An 18,165-nucleotide genomic window follows, 5' to 3' on the forward strand; every position below is an offset into this window, starting at 1 on the left:
TTAAAAAGACGCTAGATTTCGGGTGGTTAATCCGATTCCTAGCGCCGTCTATTTAATATGGTGAGCGATTCAGTATTCAGTTATAGTGTAACCTCGTTATATAGGCGAGTGGTGTCCGCCATATGTTCGTGCATCCAATGTGGCAAATGGTGAAGATCGGTTTCCGTTCGTTTATATACCGCTCTTTGCCGCGTATTTCTTCGTAATATCTTTGTATTAAATTCCATACTCTTGTGCCTTCGTTTTGTGCGGAATTACGTGTGGTTTCACGTGTGGTGATCCGCATTAATATCGTTGTGGTGAATGGTATCTTGCGAGTATTGTGGATCTCCACTGTTTCGTGTAATTACTAGTAACTGACGCGTCTTTTATTTACTACACTTATTATATTACCATCATTTGTTTCGTATTGCAACAATTTTATATAAAAGAATAGCTTTTTCATTTTGGCGCTAACTTCTAATAAAAAAGACTTACACTAATTAGTATAAGTCAGACACACCACTCTATAACAGAAAATATGTACATACAACTATTCTTTATCATCCTTGTTTGTATCACTTCGATGTATTGATCTACACGCCTTACATACCGCCATATATCCCGTTTTCGCGTGGGTGTCTACGTGATACTCGCTAAAAGATTTTAATATATGGCACGCCTTACATTTCCGACCTCTTACGAACGATCTTACCGATCCACCTTCCAATCCTTCTACACGAATTAGCTCAACTTCGACTGGTGGTGCGCTTCCTTCGCTGCGTGACGAACATATTCGGCATTTACTGGCAGCACCGCCTATCCCACGCACATTTTTATAATATAAATCTAACGGTAATAGCTTTGAACACCCTCGGCACATTTTAGCCGCAGTTATGTCGCCATCAACTTCGATATACTCTACTTTAATCTTCGCCATGATCTCAACCTTTCGCGTCATGATATCGTTAGCAGTATATAGAAATCCCGTTAACATGACAAGTCTGCGATATCAAATTCGATTCTATTCCGATTCCTTCCGTTTACGAATACGTTTGCCTATCATTTCAGTTATAAACGCAGCCGCCACCGCTAGAGCTAAAACCACGCCTAGCCCGCCGATATAAACGTTACCTGTAGCGATCGTAATCGCCTTAGTCACGTAAAGCATAACAAATGTACCAATTAATACGAATCTCCTTTTATTGCGCTCAGTTAGTTTATTATTATCGCCGTTGTTATCGTTCTTTCTGTTCCTCATCTTCGCGAATCCTCCTTCTATCGTTCTTCCATTATCGCATATCTGCGTTTATCTTAAAGGGAAAATCGAAGAACCTTGTCGCCTCCCGCTATGGGCACGTCTCCCCTAACATCTAATTAAGTAGTATTCTCTTATTTCTTTTTTCTCTTCTATCTTATAGTTTTTACTCTACGTATCGTTTAAATCCCGTTTTCATCATCTCGCGGTTAGTGGTCAAAATTCTTTTAAATCTCTTGACGGTTTTGAACGCCTTTTGACATGGTGAAGCGGAAGTTGTTGGCACGGTGGAAGCATAGTTATCCCCTAGATTTCAAAGTTAAAAATAACTAAGAAAGCTAGAAGGATAAGTGCTATACATGGCTTGCGTTATGCCGTATACGTATATGTAAGCCCTATTCACTTAGCGAATTTCACCGCACGCACCCTTTTACGTAGGCTTGTCCGTGTAATATCGTCCCTACACGACAAACTGAATGCGCTCCCTGTAGCCGTAACTACAACGATAACCTCCCGAACCTTTTAAGACTGATCGTCTAGGTAAGTTCTCACCTTCCCGCAGCATATGAATAGGAATACACTACGGAGCGCTATCCTTGTAAAAGTATACTAAGTACTTTCCGCACGACCGATAGCAAGCCAATCAGTTTTTAGCGTGGTTTACAGGCAATTCCACGTTCGGAATTACCGCACACCAACGCTCCCGATCACCTAAAAAAGACAATAAGAAACTAAACCCCTTGCATTATATTTTTGAAAAATTTATAATGGGGGTACTGAATGACGGTAATGTCCGTTATTTAATTGTTACTGAATATGCGGTGATTTCCGCTATTTAGTTCTAAGCTGAATTGTTTTGGGTCGTACGTTGCAGCGTACGGCTCTTTTATTTGCTTTAAACCCCGTAGTCGTTCTTAGCGGCTACTTTTTCATATTGTTCTTTTACTGCTTCATCATTTAGACGGACATATCGCATAGTTGTCGTGATGTCTGCATGTCCCATAATTCGCATTAACGCGTTAACACTTCCGCCATTTCTTAAAAAGTTCGTAGCAAAAGTATGGCGCAAACTATGCGGTGATGGACGACATTCTTTTGAAAGCCCCGCTAATTGTCCATAGCGATACATACGCTTACGCAACAAATCATTATCTATCGAATTTCCATCTTGCGTTAGAAAGACGTTTGTCGTGCCTTCAAAATACTCCCGACTTTCATCGATAAGCATTCGTAACTCTTCCCCTATTTTCTTCGTCATAGGTACTGCTCTAGTTTTGCGATTCTTATTCTTAGCACCCGACAACATAATCGTAAGGTTATCAAAATCTAAATCGTTAGCCTCTAACTGATTAACTTCATTCACACGTAGTCCGCAGTGTAACATAAGCAACATAGCGCAATAATCTCTATATCCTGCGTAGGTAGTCTTATCTACAACACAAAAGAGACGCTTGATTTGATTATTATTTAGCGTAAATATTGGCGCTTCATCAGTACGTAATTTCACGAAGTCCACCGCAGGATTACTTTTTATATACCCTTGTTCATGTAGTCGCTTAAAAATCGATTTTAATGCCGATATACGAATATTTACAGTAGCAGGCGCTAACTCCCGACTAATCAATTTATTAATATACATTTGCACGTGCTTCACTGTAATAATCTCAACTTTATCGATGTTCAACTCTCGCATAAAATAACGAAAGAGCTTTGTATAATCATCGATAGTACGCTTTCTGAACCCTTCTGCTTGAAATGCCTGCGTAACGATTTTTATCACCATTTCTGTGTTCAATTCTTCGGTAGCATCAATAAAATCAACTACTTCCCTTCTTCTTTTTACAACTCGTCTATTTTTTAACATAATAAAAAAGAGCCCCCTATCTGAAATTTTTCAGACGGAAGCTCTTCGTAAATATATTATCGTTATCCTTATTTAAAAGTCCGTAGTACGTCTTAACTATGCGACACTAACCCGCTAATACCTTCGTAGGACACTTGCGGTTTGTTCTCGCTCAAGTTAAGCGTTAAAAACGCTACCAAACGGCTTTATATCGCGCCTTAAAACCTCTTTAGCTTCCTTTTTCATACCAGACGTGGTACCGGAAACCACCGCTCTATCCGACTGAGCTATGGGCGCATGATTATAGAAAACACTTCATTTTCTTCTCATAATAATAGCAATAAAATCCATCTAAATCAATAAAAATATCCCCGCATTCCCTTATGCACCTTAGCTAAAAACATATAAAATATATTCCACCCCTAAATTTTCCAATCATAAATTCACCCCAACTCACAAATTATAATCTTTGAATTGATATTCCAAAGGGGGCTTCATTCAATGACTGTAATTACAAAATTAAAGCAAACTGTTTCTGGATTAAAAAGTGCACAAGCTAGCTTAGAGGGATTCGCTCTTGATACGGATAACCAACAAGCTAAGCAACTTTTCCAAACAGCTGCGCAGCAAACACAAACGATTATCGATTCTTTAAACCCACGCGTTGAAGAAGTCCAACAAGAAGAACCACAATACTCACAGCAATAACGAATCCGTCTTGCTGTGAAATAGAAAAAGGATGATATGCAATCATCCTTTTTCTATCACATTACATATTGCAATAGAAATGGAATGATAATTATGCGAAAACTCGGCCTCATAACCGCATTATTTGCACTTCTATTTAGCTCTTTTACCGGATGTGATAATAGTCCTTTAGATAAAAAAGTGAAAGAAGAAGCAAAACAAACGGAGAAAGAAAAAGGTCCAAAGTTAACAAAGACGAGTACGGAATCCTTTAATCAATCTATATCACAAGGAGCGAAGAAAAGAGCTCTCGCTATGGATGAAATTATAAAAAGCACAGCAGTGAATTCAAATTTAGATCTCTACATAGCAGTTACACCTGAGCATCACGAAAGGTTTGGATTAAAACCGCTTCGTAAAAAGCTTCAAAAGCAGCTAAGTGATGAGCACCCTACTTTCGATGTTCGTGTAAGTACAGATAAAAAAATCTTTATGTTACTCGAAAAGCTCGAAAGAAAGATTAAAGAAAAAAAAGTATCTAAAGATGAGATTAATAAGCAATTAAAACTCATTGGTAAAAAAATGGAGTCTAACACTTAACGCTTTTTAAAAGAAAAGGAAGGATTGCAATGTCTAGTAAAGATAAAAACTTAACACCTGTACAACAGGAGTATAAAAAATTCGAGCAAGAACGCGAACCGAAACGACCTGTCTTAAAAAATTGTATAAAAGCCTTTTTCGTTGGTGGTTTTATTTGCTTCATCGGACAACTCATTTCTACTTTTTACATCACATATTTTGATTTCACTGAACGTTCAGCAGGAAATCCAACCGTCGCAACTCTTATTTTCATTTCTATGTTACTAACTGGATTTGGTATATACGATCGTTTTGGGCAGTTTGCTGGTGCTGGTACAGCTGTACCTGTTACTGGATTTGGAAACTCCGTTATTGCAGCTTGTATCGAACACCGAACGGAAGGATTTGTTCTTGGTGTTGGCGGTAACATGTTTAAATTAGCTGGCTCTGTTATTTTATTTGGTGTATTTTCCGCTTTCGTCATCGCACTTATTAAAACGATTCTTGTTCAATGGGGAGGGCTATAAATGTTACAAGGACACCGAACGTGGGTATTTGAAAACAAACCCGTTATTATTTCAACAGGAGTCGTTGGTGGACCTTTTGAGGCAAAGGGGAACATCCCAGAAGACTTCGATATCCTTCATGAAGATTTATGGCTTGGACAAGATTCCTATGAAAAAGCACATAAAATTTTATTCGAAGAAGCTTGTAGTCGTGCTACTGAAAAAGCAGAACTTCGTAAAGATGATATTCAATTTGTACTTGCAGGAGATTTAATTAATCAAATTACTCCAACAAGCTTTGCTTGCCGCACACTGGGCACTCCTTATCTCGGGTTATTCGGGGCTTGTTCTACTTCTATGGAAGGTTTAGCACTTGGAGCAAGTATCGTAAATGCAAAAGGTGCAAAATATTTATTAACTGGTGCATCAAGTCATAACACCGCTGTAGAAAAACAGTTCCGCTACCCTACCGAATATGGTGGACAAAAACCACCTACTGCACAGTGGACAGTAACTGGCGCTGGCGCAGCTATTTTAAGCGATACTGGACATGGTCCAAGAGTAACCTCTGCAACGATTGGGCGAGTTATTGATATGGGATTAACAGATCCTTTTAATATGGGAGGTGCGATGGCTCCAGCTGCAGTCGATACAATCGAAGCCCATTTACGCGAACGACAAATCGATGCCTCTTACTATGACCTAATCGTGACCGGTGATCTTGGTCATGTCGGTCGCGAAATTGCTTACGATTTACTACATAAGCATGGAACAAAAGTAACGAGCGAGCAGTTTCAAGATTGCGGGATTATCATTTATAGAGAAGGACAACCTGTCATAGCCGGTGCTAGTGGCCCTGGATGTTCTGCAACCGTAGTGTACGGTCACTTATTAAATCGAATGAAAAGAGGAGAGTTCAAAAAAATACTTGTCGTTGCGACAGGCGCTTTACTATCTCCACTTACATTCCAACAAGAAGAAACGATTCCGTGTATCGCTCACGCCGTTTCGATTGAATTTGGAGGTGCAACGCAATGATTTTTTTCTGGGCTTTCGTCATTGGTGGACTCATATGTGTAATCGGACAACTCATGTTTGATGTTGGCAAGCTAACACCAGCTCATACAATGGCAACACTCGTTGTTGCCGGAGCAATATTAGATGGATTCAATTTGTATGAACCATTAATTGACTTCGCTGGAGCCGGTGCAACTGTACCTATTACAAGTTTTGGTAACGCCCTCGTTCATGGTGCGATGGAAGAAGCTGCAAAACATGGTATCGTTGGCGTCATTACCGGAATGTTTAAAGTAACGAGCGCCGGCGTATCCGCAGCTATTATTTTTGGTTTCATAGGAGCATTATTATTTAAACCGAAAGGATAAGGAGTGTTTGTATGACTGTTATCGCTAGCGTAAAAACTTGCCTTGCTAGTGTAAGAGGAGCTCAAGCGAGTTTAAGCTCGCTTTCATTAAATTCACAAGACGACGAATCCAAACGCGTATTTCATGAATGTATGTTAGAAATGGACAGCATCATCGCTGATTTACAGAATAGAGTTTCAGTATTAGAACGTGAAGAACCTCAATATAAAGGGTTTTAAGTAGACTGGAGGAAATGACTATGTCTCACCTGCCGGAATGGACACTTGTCATTCTTCGCTCTGTATTCATATTAATTATTTTATTCGCTATTACGAAATGGTTAGGGAAAAGACAAATCTCTCAGCTCTCCTTTTTTGAATACATTGCCGGAATGACAATCGGTGACATCGCTGCCCAAGTATCTACAGGGCTCGATTCGAAATTTTTCCATGGCGTCTTTGCAATACTCATTTTCGCTGCGGTACCTTTTTTCACAGGAATCCTCTCCTTAAAGAACAAAACAGCTCGGGATTTCTTTGAAGGGAAATCTACCGTATTAATAAAAGATGGAAAGATACTCGAAGATAACTTAAAGAAAGAAAAATATACGAGTGACGAATTACTTGAACTACTCCGAGGAAAAAGTGCGTTCAGCGTAGCTGAAGTCGAATTTGCTGTCTTAGAACCCAGCGGAGAATTAAATGTACTATTAAAGAAAGATTCTCAGCCACTTACAGCAAAAGACATTGGTTTAAAAGTACCAAACGAGAAAGAACCGCAAACTGTTATTATGGATGGAAATGTACTAGATGAACCTCTATCCTCCAGTGGACATAACCGCGCTTGGTTACATGCTGAACTAGAAAAACTCGGTGTTGTTATTGAAAATGTCTTTCTCGGTCAAGTGGATTCATACGGACAACTTACTATCGACATTTACAATGACAAACTCCAAATGCCTTCTCCTCAAAACAAACCTTTATTATTAGCATCTTTAAAAAAATGTCATGCTGATCTTGAACTATTTTCCCTAGAAACAAAGTCGAAATCAGCAAGCGAAATGTATAGTAAAAACGCGAAACAAATCGAAAACATTTTAAATAAAGTAACCTATCTTTTAAAAGACTAATTATCGAAAGAACGCTTCAGTTAAAAGGCGTTCTTTTCTTTTTTCTCCAGTTTCCATAACGTTTAAATTTATGTAATTCGGTTATGATGTTTAAGATACATAAGCAGGGAATTTCGAAAACATAGCGAATATTTCATGGTACAACTACATATTTTTTTGATTTAAAGTGGTTTTGTTTGACCTTTATTGACCATAATTGTATTATAAGACTAAGAAAGCTTTAGAAGGAGGAAATAACAGATGAATTTAATTCCTACAGTAATTGAACAAACAAATCGTGGAGAACGCGCTTACGATATTTACTCTCGACTACTAAAAGACCGCATCATTATGCTTGGTAGTGCAATTGATGACAACGTAGCTAACTCAATCGTTTCCCAGCTTTTATTCTTGGAATCTCAAGATCCAGAAAAAGATATTCACATCTACATCAACAGCCCTGGTGGTTCTATCACAGCGGGTATGGCAATCTATGATACAATGCAGTTCATTAAACCACAAGTATCAACAATCTGTATCGGTATGGCTGCATCTATGGGTGCATTCTTACTTGCAGCAGGTGAAAAAGGAAAACGTTATGCACTTCCAAATAGTGAAGTAATGATTCACCAACCACTTGGTGGAGCACAAGGTCAAGCGACTGAAATCGAAATCGCTGCAAAACGTATCCTATTCTTACGTGAAAAACTAAACCAAATTCTTGCTGACCGTACTGGTCAACCACTTGAAGTACTACAACGCGACACAGACCGCGACAACTTCATGACAGCAGAAAAAGCTTTAGAATACGGTTTAATCGATAAGATCTTTACAAATCGTTAATACTTAAAAGCGGAAGCGGCTCGTTCAGAATAGCAGGGCGATGGAGCCCCTGATTCCGAGGCGCTTTTTGCCTCGAATGAAGGGGCGAAACGACCGGAGATTCTAGCCGCTGAAGCTGGATACATAAAAAAGCGCCCTATTACAGGGTGCTTTTTTATAGTTAAGCCTCCGCATGAATATACCCCATCCAGTATCCCCATAAATATATCAACGATTTTTCAATTATATCGAACAAAACTTAAATTATATCAACGATTTTTTTAATATATCAACGGTTCGACACAACATATCGATTTACCGACAATCTACGACAAGGACAAACCACCTACATACCCCCTATCCCGAAAACTCCCTTTAAGTAAACAGCAAAAACAAAAAAACTATCGCATATACGCGATAGCTTCTTATTGTACATATGCAGCTAATGCTTCTAAAGCCTCTTCTGCATCTGAACCTTCTGTTGTAATTGTTATCATACTACCAGTTCCAATTGCTAAGCTCATAATCCCCATTATGCTCTTTGCATTTACTGTCTTTCCGTCTTTCTCGATGAAGATATCTGCATGAAAGCGATTTGCCTCTTGTACAAACAACGCAGCCGGACGTGCTTGTAAACCGTTTTTTAATGAAACCTGAACTCGTTTTTGAACCACAGCTCCATTTCCCCTTTAACCTCTTATTTTTTTGCTACCGTTTCCCCCGCGCGTAATTTCTCTGCAATTTCATCGATTTTACGCAAACGATGATTAATACCCGATTTACTAATTTTCCCCCCGGATACCATCTCACCTAACTCTTTCAATGTTACATCTTGATAATCTCTTCGTAGCTGCGCAATTTCTCGTAGTTTATCTGGCAATATATCAAGACCAACCGTCTCATCAATATAGCGGATATTTTCAATCTGCCTTAGCGCTGCACCAATTGTTTTATTTAAATTAGCTGTTTCGCAGTTCACTAAACGATTTACGGAATTACGCATATCACGTACGATTCTAATATCTTCAAATCTTAAAAGCGCATTATGAGCACCAATAATATTTAAAAATTCCGTAATTTTCTCCGCTTCTTTCAAATACGTAATGTACCCTTTTCTTCTTTCCAGCGTCTTACTATTTAAATCAAATCCGTTCATCAGTTCACATATAGCATCATTATGTTCCTTATATAACGAAAAGATCTCTAAATGATAAGATGATGTTTCTGGGTTATTTACTGAACCACCTGCTAAAAATGCACCGCGTAAATACGATCGTTTACAACACTTCTTCTCAATCAATTCTTGTGATATATTTCGAATAAATGAAAAGTCATCTCGAACGATATGAAGATCGGCTAATATTTCGCGAGACTTCTCAACAAGCCTTACGATATATACATTATTTTTCTTCAATCGCATTTTTTTACGAACAAGTAATTCTACCGTTACGTCATATCCCTTTTTCAAAAGCGTATAAATCCTTCTTGCAATTGCCGCATTTTCTGTTTGAATATCAATAGATAGACGACGGTTTGAAAAAGAAAGCGATCCATTCATTCGAAGTAACGCTGATAATTCAGCTTTTTCACAGCATTCCTTCATTTCAAGGTTCGTCAGCTCTTTCTTTGTTTCTGATGCAAATGACACAGTCAACACCTCCTTATACGATTATTATGGAACAAAATTCTTGTCCTATATGAATGAGGAGCGCTACCTCAAACGAGGCAACGCATATTTATAACAATGAATATAAAATCGAAGCTAACTTTAACGTATCATGCCTTACAACACGATCATCATACTTCGCTAATCCACCTTGAATGACATCAATATTATTTTCAGCAAAACGTTCTTCATCCACTACAACTGGTGTAGACATTTCTTCCTCATATAACTTACGTAATTCACAAGGAATATCACGGTTATTTACAATTGCAGTATTGATAAATGGTTGCCCTAAATGATCGTGTAATGCCTGCACATGATCAAAAGCAGTATATCCCATCGTTTCACCCGCTTGTGTCATAACGTTACATACATACACCTTCTTCGCCTTTGCAGCAAGAACAGCATCCCCAATTTTATTAACAACTAAGTTGGGTAATATACTTGTATACAAACTTCCTGGACCAAAAACAAGTAAATCAGCTCGTTTAATCTCAGCCAAGGTTTCATGCAATGGCTCTACATCTTCTGGAGTTAAAAAGACACGATTAATCTTCTTTCCGTAATAAGGAATCTTCGATTCGCCTGTTACAATTTCTCCATCTTCAAGTTCCGCATGAAGTACCGCACTTTGATTCGCTGCTGGTAATACACGTCCTCTGACATTTAATACTTTACTTGTTTCCGTAATTGCATGGAAAAAGTCTCCTGTAATTGAGGTCATACCTGCCAACAATAGATTTCCTAACGCATGACCTTTCAGTCCGTCCCCTGTTGTGAAACGGTGCTGAAATAAAGCTTCCACCAGTGGCTCTACATCCGATAACGCAACAAGTACGTTACGGATGTCACCTGGAGGTGGAATTTCTAGCTCATCACGTAATCTACCTGAACTGCCACCATCATCAGCGATTGTAACAACTGCTGTAATATCAACAGGATATTGCTTTAATCCTCTTAATAAAACAGAGAGTCCAGTTCCGCCTCCCATGATAACAATTTTAGGCTTTCTCTCTTTTTTCATCCCTTAATGGCCCTTTCTCTTCTCCACATCACGATGAGATACATGAACACTATACTCTGGTTTCAAATGTTTCCCAAGGTATTCTGTAAGCGTAACAGAACGATGCTGTCCACCTGTACATCCAATTGCAATTACAAGTTGACTTTTGCCTTCTCTTTTATAATGAGGCAACATGAAAGTAATCAGATCCGTCAACTTCTCTAAAAACTTATGTGTCTCATTAAATTTCAGTACATACGAAGAAACTTCTTCATCTAGTCCTGTTAATGGCTTCATATGTGGAATGTAATATGGATTTGGTAAAAAACGAACATCAAATACTAAATCTGCATCAATTGGAATACCGTACTTAAATCCAAATGACATAACATTTACACGAAATGCTTGCTCAGTTTCTGTTGAGAACAAGTGAACAATTTTTTCACGTAATTCTTTCGGTTTTAAATCCGATGTATCAAGCACAATATTCGCTCGTGCCTTCATATCTGTTAATAAATCGCGCTCTGCTTCGATTCCCTTTAATGGCAAACCAGTTGGTGCAAGTGGATGCGAACGTCTCGTTTCTTTATAACGAGTTACAAGCGTACTATCTTTCGCATCTAAAAATAAAATATGAGGAATAATCCATGTACGTTCTGATAAATCATCAAGCGCTCCCCATAAATGTTCGAAAAACTCGCGGCCACGTAAATCAATACCAAGTGCCACTTTATTCATTTTCCCTTTTGAATCCGCCATAAGTTCAATAAACTTTGGCAATAACATCGGTGGCAAATTATCTACACAAAAATATCCTAAATCTTCAAAACTTTGTAAAGCTACTGTTTTTCCAGCTCCAGACATCCCTGTAATAATTACCATTTTTATATCATTATTCTCTGTCATCGTATCCTCTCCTTGACGGTTTAACTCGGATCTAATCGATATGAAAGCAACTCAAAATCTGGGGTATATACAAATGTACCGTAGATTATGCCATTTCCTTTAATTAAGTAATCAATAATGTGATAATCTCCTGGCGCCATTGCTAAATCATCAATTTTGTCAAATGTATGCCAACCAATGATGCCTTCTTCGCTCTCTAGTTTGTTTTCTCCTGCAAAATCTGTCGCTAAAAAGGAGAACATCATCCATTCAGAAACAACTTTATCACCTTCTTGGATGACAAAGGTGAAGACCCCCTTTAACGCTGGGTTTTTCAAATAAATACCTGTTTCTTCACGATACTCGCGAACAACGGAATCTCTTACAGTCTCACCACGCTCCATTTTCCCGCCTGGTGCAACCCACCAATTTCGGCGAGGTTTTTGGAGTAAGAGTACTTCATTATCTCTAATTAACACACAGTTTGTCACTCTTTGCATGTTTCTTCACCTCAGCTACTTGCAGTAAAATTCCTCACTGCATACTTCTTTCATTATACTATCAAAAACAGTTTGCTACAACGAAGGAGCCAGTCCTCTTTCGTTAACTCAACAATTTTAAAAAAGCTTTCTATAACAAGCAATGTAAATGCTTATTCAATGAATAGCATAAAAAATCCCCTTAACGATTTTTATCGCCAAGGGGATTAAAGCCCTTATTTCTTACCGAAATAAGTAACAATCGCAAATCCTAAAATAAAGGTAATAATCGAACTTATAATTGAAAATCCGCCAGTCGGAATCCCAGGGAACACAATTACAATCGAACCGATTACAAGTCCAATAATTGCCGCAAATGTCATACTTTTATAACGATCTAATAAAAAACTAATGCCTTTACTACTTACAACAAACCCAACCATAACACCAGCACCGATAACCACGATTAAAGGTAAGTTAAGTGTAGTTAAAGCGTTAATTGCTGTTGGATACACACCAATAATTAGTAAAATAAACGATCCACTAATTCCAGGAAGCAACATGGCCATACTCGCCATCCATCCTGCGAAAAATAAACCAATTGCATTTAAAATTGTTAACGTCGTAATTGGATCTGCTGCCTTATCTGGTTTAAAGAAAGCTGTAATCGCAACAAGAATTGCCGCAACTATTAATAAAACAATGTGCTTACCTTTAAACGATGACTTTGCATCAGCTTCTCTCATTAACATCGGTAATATACTAATAATTAAACCGAGGAAGAAAAATTGAGTCGGTTCATAATGATTTGCAAGTAAATATTTAATAACGTGACTTAACGTTAAAAATGCTGCTGCCACACCAGCTGCAAGGGGAATTAAAAATCCTAAATGTTTTTTCCATTCACGACTAAAGAATCCACTAATTGCCGCAAGCAGTTGTTCATAAATCCCTAACACAACAGCGATTGTACCGCCGCTCACACCAGGAATTAAATCACTAACGCCCATACAAAATCCACGATATATATTACGCCATTCCATACTGAATAAATTCCTCATTTCTTATAGTGATTTTTTCCGTAAAGTCCAGTATATCAATAAGAAAGCTTATAATCCTAATATTTTTTGACAAAACTTTGACATTTTCACACAAAAAAAGAAGAAAGCTCCTGTCGGTAGCTTTCTTCTCACAAGGTATATTATCCCTTATTTTTCTGATACAGTTTTTAATTCCTCTAATAATTCTTCTACGTAATGTTGAGCACTTTGTGCTGCAATACTACCGTCACCTGTTGCAGTTACAATTTGACGAAGCATTTTTTCACGAACATCACCAGCTGCAAAAATACCAGGAATTTTCGTTTCCATACGTTCGTTCGTTTCAAGGTAACCATTTTCATTTGTAATACCTAGTTCAGCAAATGGTTTTGATAATGGTAACATACCGATGTATACGAATACGCCGTCAGTTTTGACTTCTTTCTCTTCTCCACTGTTTACGTCTACAAGTGTTACACTTCCTACTTTACCACTTGCTTCGTTGATTTCTTTTATAGTATGGTTCCAAATGAAATCTACTTTTTCATTTTGGAAAGCACGGTCTTGTAAAATTTTCTGTGCACGAAGCGTGTCACGACGGTGAACAATCGTTACTTTTGATGCAAAGCGCGTTAAGAATACACCCTCTTCAACAGCAGAATCTCCGCCGCCAATTACGATAAGTTCTTTTTCTTTAAAGAATGCCCCGTCACATACTGCACAATATGATACACCGCGGCCGCCAAGTTCTGTTTCACCCGGTACACCAATTTTTTTATACTCTGCACCGCTTGCAACGATAATTGCACGTGCTTTATATTCTTTTTTACCAGCAATAATTGTTTTGTATTCTTTACCATCGATGACTTCTTTCACATCACCGTATGCATATTCAGCACCAAATTTCTTCGCATGCTCAAACATTTTATTTGATAAGTCTGGCCCTAAAATAGACTCATAACCTGGGTAGTTTTCTACATCTTCTGTGTTCGCCATTTGGCCACCTGGAATACCACGTTCAAGCATTAATGTGCTTAAATTTGCACGAGATGTATATACTGCAGCTGTCATACCAGCTGGTCCTGCACCAATAATAACGACATCATAAATTTTTTCTTCTGACACACTATTCACTCCTATCCATTCCTACACAATTAAGTTACCCTCATTATACTGTTAGCATCATTTTTTTCCCAATGATTTGCTTATCTTATGTGTGCGTACGCTTAACAGCTTGCACATACTTTCGGACAGTCGCTACAGATACATTATATACATCTCCAAGCTCCGACTGTGTCATTTTATTTCCTTGTTCGCCGCGTACAATGTATTCAATCGCAGCTGACCAGCCGTACACATTTGTAAATATATCTCCAGATGTATATAAACGTATGAACGTACAAAACCAAAAGTGTAAACACTCTTCAATTAATTCATCATCTTTTTTCGTATAATTGTATAATGCATCCGCGATTCGTACGCACTGCTCAAATTGTTGTAAATCAGCTGGAATACTCTTATGACTATTAAGTAAAAAGAAGTAATTTGCAAGTTGTGATACGATGGGAACACCGTTCTTCGCTTGCGTTATATCAAAGAAGAATCCAACCTTCTCTGGCGTTGATAATTCATTCATTAAATATAAAGCCAGCATTTGTTCTTCTAACGTCGCACTTTGCTGAAATGATTTTCGTAATTCTTCAAATAGCAAACTTTGTCCTTCATCTGCTAAATTCAGCGCATTCCACGGTTCTTTTCCTTTTTTATCAGGGTGCAATTCCACGACATGTTGCCACATTTTTTCAGCTAGTTGCTGATCTTTCACCATATAAGCAGAATATGCAAACCAATAATAAAAACTAACGTCTCCCTCGTATCCTTGACGCTTTAATAGTTTGAACCATTTATATGCATGCTCGAAATAACCAATCGTTGCAAGTGTGGTTCCCAGTTTCAAACGATGTTCAAATGAAATCGGATATACTGAAACTAGCTGTCCCGCTAACGCTTCTACTTGTTTATGCTCTCCAATTGAATATAGAAAAATAAGCGTATTACAAAGCGCATGTATATTACCAGGATTTTTTTCTAAAATCATTTCTGTTAACTTCAGTGCCTTGTCTACATTGCCAGATTGAAAATGTGCAATGGCTAAATTATTATGACCTGACCAAAATTCCGGATAATCTTTCGTAACAATTTCTAATGTAGCAATTGCTTCTTCCAATTGTCCATTGCGAATATAACGATTCGCTTCTTCCTGCATAACAATTAAATCATCTTCATCTTCAATCTCTTCCGCACCCATTGCTTCTTCTTCCATAATCTCAAGAAGTTCTAATGTATCTTCTACGAATTCCTTCTCTTTTGCAACTTCTAAATAGCGATCCGCATATTTCTTCGCCTGTTGAAATAACCCCATATATGCATAATTATTTGCAATAAAATAATAGCACTGTTCAAGTTCTGGATTAGATCTAACTAACTTTAAGAAGATTTGATTCGATTCTTGATATTCACCAGCCTCAGATAATACTGATGCTAATTGACATAAAATAAACGGCTCCTTCTCACTTTGTGCCGCTCTTCGAAAATATTTAATTGCATCTTGCAATTTTTGCCCTTTGTAAGCTCTCATCCCTTTTTTATAAAAGAAGTCCGCCAGCTGATTAAAAGAGATAACTTGTCCGTTCTCCTTATATATTCTTTGATTTTTCCCCATATATCCTCCAGTTTTTTGTTTTCTTCGTTCACACATTCTTCTATCTATAAGTATAAACGATTCCGTAAAAAACAAAACAGTATATTCTACTCAATTATTTCCTTTTTATTCATAAAAAAAGAAGAGAAATGTTACATTTTCACCATGAACCTTCTCTTGCGGTCATTTGCTCTTTCGTATAAATAATACGCATTGGATTTCCACCTACGAAAGCTCCGCTCGGTACATCTCTATGAACAAGTGTGCCAGCTGAGACAGTCGAACCATCTCCAATTTTCACACCTGGTAATATTGTTACATTCGCTCCAATCATCACTTCATTTCCAATGATGATTTCCCCAAGTCGATATTCACGAATTAAATATTCATGCGCTAAAAGCGTTGTGTTATAGCCAATAATCGAATTCTCTCCCACAGTTATCTTTTCTGGGAACATAATATCCGGCATTACCATAAGTGCAAATGATGTTTTCTTTCCTACTTTCATCCGTAAAAAAGTACGGTACAACCAATTCTTCACAGATAAAAATGGCGTGTAACGCGCAATTTGGATAATAATAAAGTTTTTCATTACCTTCCAAAAAGACACTGTTTTATACACATTCCATAATGAATTTCCTCCTGAAACAGGATAGCGCGTTGTCCGTCGCACTTAGCTCGCTCCTCTACTAACTTACTTGGACCTTTATGAACGGTTCATATTAGACAAAATCGGTAGCAAATCACTCATTTTATCTAGCATAAAGTCCGGCTTGTAAGCTTCTAAATATGCTCTACCTTTCAACGTCCATGAAACCGCAGCTGTTTTCGTCCCCGCATTTTGACCACCGACAATATCATGATGATTATCCCCAACCATCAATGCCTCTTCTGGTTTTGCATCTAATAATTCAAGCGCTTTTTGAAGTGGCTCTGGATGTGGTTTCACATGCTCTACATCATCAATTGTCACGACAACATCAAAAAATCCATCAAGCTTTGACAACTGTAATCCCATCTCAACGGTTTGTCTCGCTTTCGTTGTAACAATACCAACTTTATAACCTTGCTTCTTCAACTCTCGAACTGTTTCATATACAGTTTCATATTCTTCTACTAATTCATCATGATGATCATGGTTAAATTCGCGATAGCTTGTAATCATCTCTTCAACCTTACTTTCATCAATCTTGCTGAAAGTATCATGCAAAGATGGACCGATAAATGGCAACACATCTTCACGCTTATATTGATTTGGATAATATGTATTTAAAGTATGTAAAAAAGAAGAAATAATAAGTTCGTTTGTATTAATTAAAGTTCCATCTAAATCAAATAACACTGTATTTATTCTCATTGCCTTAGTCCTTTCGCTTTCCTGAATATGAAAGAAGCAGCATCTTACAATAAGATGCTACTTTTCTCTAATTTTCCGAATATCTTTTATCAGCTTGCCCCATTTTTCGTCTCACAATAATGAAAATAATAGAAATAACAACAAGTCCAATTGACATTACTTGTGCAATACGAAGTGGTCCTAGCATTAAACTATCTGTACGTAAGCCTTCTACGAAGAAGCGTCCTACTGAATACCAAATTAAATATGTGAAGAATAATTCCCCACGGCGTAAATTCACTTTTCTTAATGCAAGTAGTAAAATTACACCTACAAAATTCCATAATGATTCATATAAAAACGTCGGATGATAGTAAACACCCTCAATATACATTTGATTAATAATGAAATCTGGTAAATGAAGACCTTCTAAAAACTGTCTCGTTACTTCATCACCATGCGCCTCTTGGTTCATAAAGTTTCCCCATCGGCCAATTGCTTGTCCTAGTAAAATACTTGGCGCAGCAATATCCGCCAACTTCCAGAATGAAACCCCGCGTCGCTTTGCAAAAAGAATTCCGGTAATAACCGCTCCGATTAAACCACCATGAATCGCCAAGCCACCTTGACGAATATTAATAATTTGACTCGGGTTTTGCGCGTAATATTCCCATTCAAAAATAACATAATACATTCTCGCAAATAGAATAGCGATCGGTACTGCAATTAATACAAGGTCAACAAATGTATCTTTTGGAATACCTAGCCTTTCTCCCTCGCGAGTTGCTAGCCAAAGACCTAATAGCACACCTGTACCGATAATAATCCCGTACCAATAAACAGGAAACGGCCCAAGTTGGACAGCTACGCGGTCAAGCTGCGGTACAGAACCTAACAGCATATGTATGA

The 18,165-nt window shown here is 37.8% G+C and carries 22 protein-coding genes; 8 read left to right on the forward strand and 14 right to left on the reverse strand.

Annotation, left to right across the window (positions count from 1 at the left end; all coding sequences use genetic code 11):
- Positions 1-532: 532 nt before the first annotated feature.
- The 3 genes from C4S65_RS16125 to C4S65_RS16135 form a co-directional block, all read right to left on the reverse strand.
- Positions 533-919 carry a hypothetical protein gene (locus C4S65_RS16125; RefSeq protein ID WP_142391541.1) on the reverse strand — a complete coding sequence of 129 codons (387 nt, stop codon included), beginning with the start codon at positions 917-919 and terminating at the stop codon, positions 533-535.
- Positions 920-1,003: 84 nt separating this feature from the next.
- A complete protein-coding gene (locus C4S65_RS16130) occupies positions 1,004-1,240 on the reverse strand; it encodes a hypothetical protein (RefSeq protein WP_103945293.1) in 237 nt (78 codons plus the stop codon).
- An 892-nt stretch (positions 1,241-2,132) separates the two neighbouring features.
- Positions 2,133-3,101 (reverse strand): tyrosine-type recombinase/integrase, encoded by a 969-nt coding sequence (locus C4S65_RS16135; RefSeq protein ID WP_103945294.1) that lies wholly within the window; start codon positions 3,099-3,101, stop codon positions 2,133-2,135.
- Positions 3,102-3,581: 480 nt separating this feature from the next.
- Between C4S65_RS16135 and C4S65_RS16140 the strand changes: the two genes are divergently transcribed.
- The 8 genes from C4S65_RS16140 to clpP all read left to right on the forward strand — a co-directional run bounded on the left by C4S65_RS16140 (position 3,582) and on the right by clpP (position 8,167).
- Positions 3,582-3,788 (forward strand): DUF1657 domain-containing protein, encoded by a 207-nt coding sequence (locus C4S65_RS16140; protein ID WP_000216166.1) that lies wholly within the window; start codon positions 3,582-3,584, stop codon positions 3,786-3,788.
- Between the two features lie 93 nt (positions 3,789-3,881).
- Positions 3,882-4,367, forward strand: coding sequence for a YhcN/YlaJ family sporulation lipoprotein (locus C4S65_RS16145; protein ID WP_001228537.1), 486 nt, complete (start codon positions 3,882-3,884; stop codon positions 4,365-4,367).
- Positions 4,368-4,396: 29 nt separating this feature from the next.
- Positions 4,397-4,873 carry a stage V sporulation protein AC gene (gene spoVAC, locus C4S65_RS16150; RefSeq protein WP_000095399.1) on the forward strand — a complete coding sequence of 159 codons (477 nt, stop codon included), beginning with the start codon at positions 4,397-4,399 and terminating at the stop codon, positions 4,871-4,873.
- Positions 4,874-5,890, forward strand: a complete 1,017-nt coding sequence (spoVAD, locus tag C4S65_RS16155; RefSeq protein WP_000938970.1) for a stage V sporulation protein AD — start codon at positions 4,874-4,876, stop codon at positions 5,888-5,890.
- Positions 5,887-6,237, forward strand: coding sequence for a stage V sporulation protein AE (gene spoVAE / locus C4S65_RS16160; protein ID WP_000575919.1), 351 nt, complete (start codon positions 5,887-5,889; stop codon positions 6,235-6,237). The genes spoVAD and spoVAE overlap by 4 nt, the downstream gene beginning before the upstream one ends.
- Before the next feature lie 11 nt (positions 6,238-6,248).
- The gene (locus C4S65_RS16165) at positions 6,249-6,455 is read left to right on the forward strand and encodes a DUF1657 domain-containing protein (RefSeq protein WP_000215905.1); all 207 of its coding nucleotides are present in this window, start codon (positions 6,249-6,251) and stop codon (positions 6,453-6,455) included.
- A gap of 20 nt (positions 6,456-6,475) precedes the next feature.
- Complete coding sequence (locus C4S65_RS16170; RefSeq protein WP_000018899.1) at positions 6,476-7,345, forward strand: DUF421 domain-containing protein; 870 nt, start codon at positions 6,476-6,478, stop codon at positions 7,343-7,345.
- A gap of 240 nt (positions 7,346-7,585) precedes the next feature.
- Positions 7,586-8,167, forward strand: coding sequence for an ATP-dependent Clp endopeptidase proteolytic subunit ClpP (clpP, locus tag C4S65_RS16175; RefSeq protein WP_001049162.1), 582 nt, complete (start codon positions 7,586-7,588; stop codon positions 8,165-8,167).
- 404 nt (positions 8,168-8,571) lie between these two features.
- Here clpP and C4S65_RS16180 read toward each other — a convergent pair whose 3' ends face one another.
- The 11 genes from C4S65_RS16180 to lgt all read right to left on the reverse strand — a co-directional run bounded on the left by C4S65_RS16180 (position 8,572) and on the right by lgt (position 18,157).
- The gene (locus C4S65_RS16180) at positions 8,572-8,820 is read right to left on the reverse strand and encodes an HPr family phosphocarrier protein (protein ID WP_000250307.1); all 249 of its coding nucleotides are present in this window, start codon (positions 8,818-8,820) and stop codon (positions 8,572-8,574) included.
- Positions 8,821-8,843: 23 nt separating this feature from the next.
- The gene (gene whiA, locus C4S65_RS16185; protein ID WP_000006563.1) at positions 8,844-9,794 is read right to left on the reverse strand and encodes a DNA-binding protein WhiA; all 951 of its coding nucleotides are present in this window, start codon (positions 9,792-9,794) and stop codon (positions 8,844-8,846) included.
- A gap of 88 nt (positions 9,795-9,882) precedes the next feature.
- Complete coding sequence (locus tag C4S65_RS16190; RefSeq protein ID WP_000712185.1) at positions 9,883-10,836, reverse strand: YvcK family protein; 954 nt, start codon at positions 10,834-10,836, stop codon at positions 9,883-9,885.
- A gap of 3 nt (positions 10,837-10,839) precedes the next feature.
- Entirely contained in the window at positions 10,840-11,721 is an 882-nt protein-coding gene (gene rapZ, locus C4S65_RS16195; protein WP_000138458.1) for an RNase adapter RapZ, read from the reverse strand.
- Between the two features lie 20 nt (positions 11,722-11,741).
- Positions 11,742-12,200, reverse strand: a complete 459-nt coding sequence (locus C4S65_RS16200; protein ID WP_001190080.1) for an 8-oxo-dGTP diphosphatase — start codon at positions 12,198-12,200, stop codon at positions 11,742-11,744.
- Positions 12,201-12,415: 215 nt separating this feature from the next.
- The gene (locus tag C4S65_RS16205; RefSeq protein ID WP_000455196.1) at positions 12,416-13,222 is read right to left on the reverse strand and encodes a DUF368 domain-containing protein; all 807 of its coding nucleotides are present in this window, start codon (positions 13,220-13,222) and stop codon (positions 12,416-12,418) included.
- A gap of 165 nt (positions 13,223-13,387) precedes the next feature.
- Positions 13,388-14,344: a thioredoxin-disulfide reductase gene (trxB, locus tag C4S65_RS16210; protein WP_140337933.1), complete on the reverse strand. Its 957-nt coding sequence runs from the start codon at positions 14,342-14,344 to the stop codon at positions 13,388-13,390.
- A gap of 85 nt (positions 14,345-14,429) precedes the next feature.
- Positions 14,430-15,941: a tetratricopeptide repeat protein gene (locus C4S65_RS16215; RefSeq protein WP_000517719.1), complete on the reverse strand. Its 1,512-nt coding sequence runs from the start codon at positions 15,939-15,941 to the stop codon at positions 14,430-14,432.
- A 139-nt stretch (positions 15,942-16,080) separates the two neighbouring features.
- Complete coding sequence (locus tag C4S65_RS16220; RefSeq protein ID WP_001255087.1) at positions 16,081-16,593, reverse strand: DapH/DapD/GlmU-related protein; 513 nt, start codon at positions 16,591-16,593, stop codon at positions 16,081-16,083.
- Between the two features lie 33 nt (positions 16,594-16,626).
- Positions 16,627-17,277: a pyrophosphatase PpaX gene (gene ppaX, locus C4S65_RS16225; protein ID WP_003308171.1), complete on the reverse strand. Its 651-nt coding sequence runs from the start codon at positions 17,275-17,277 to the stop codon at positions 16,627-16,629.
- Between the two features lie 67 nt (positions 17,278-17,344).
- The gene (gene lgt, locus C4S65_RS16230) at positions 17,345-18,157 is read right to left on the reverse strand and encodes a prolipoprotein diacylglyceryl transferase (protein WP_000924241.1); all 813 of its coding nucleotides are present in this window, start codon (positions 18,155-18,157) and stop codon (positions 17,345-17,347) included.
- Positions 18,158-18,165 lie beyond the last annotated feature (8 nt).

The sequence above is a fragment of the Bacillus sp. ok061 genome, from assembly GCF_900108285.1.
Lineage (GTDB): Bacteria > Bacillota > Bacilli > Bacillales > Bacillaceae_G > Bacillus_A > Bacillus_A thuringiensis_S.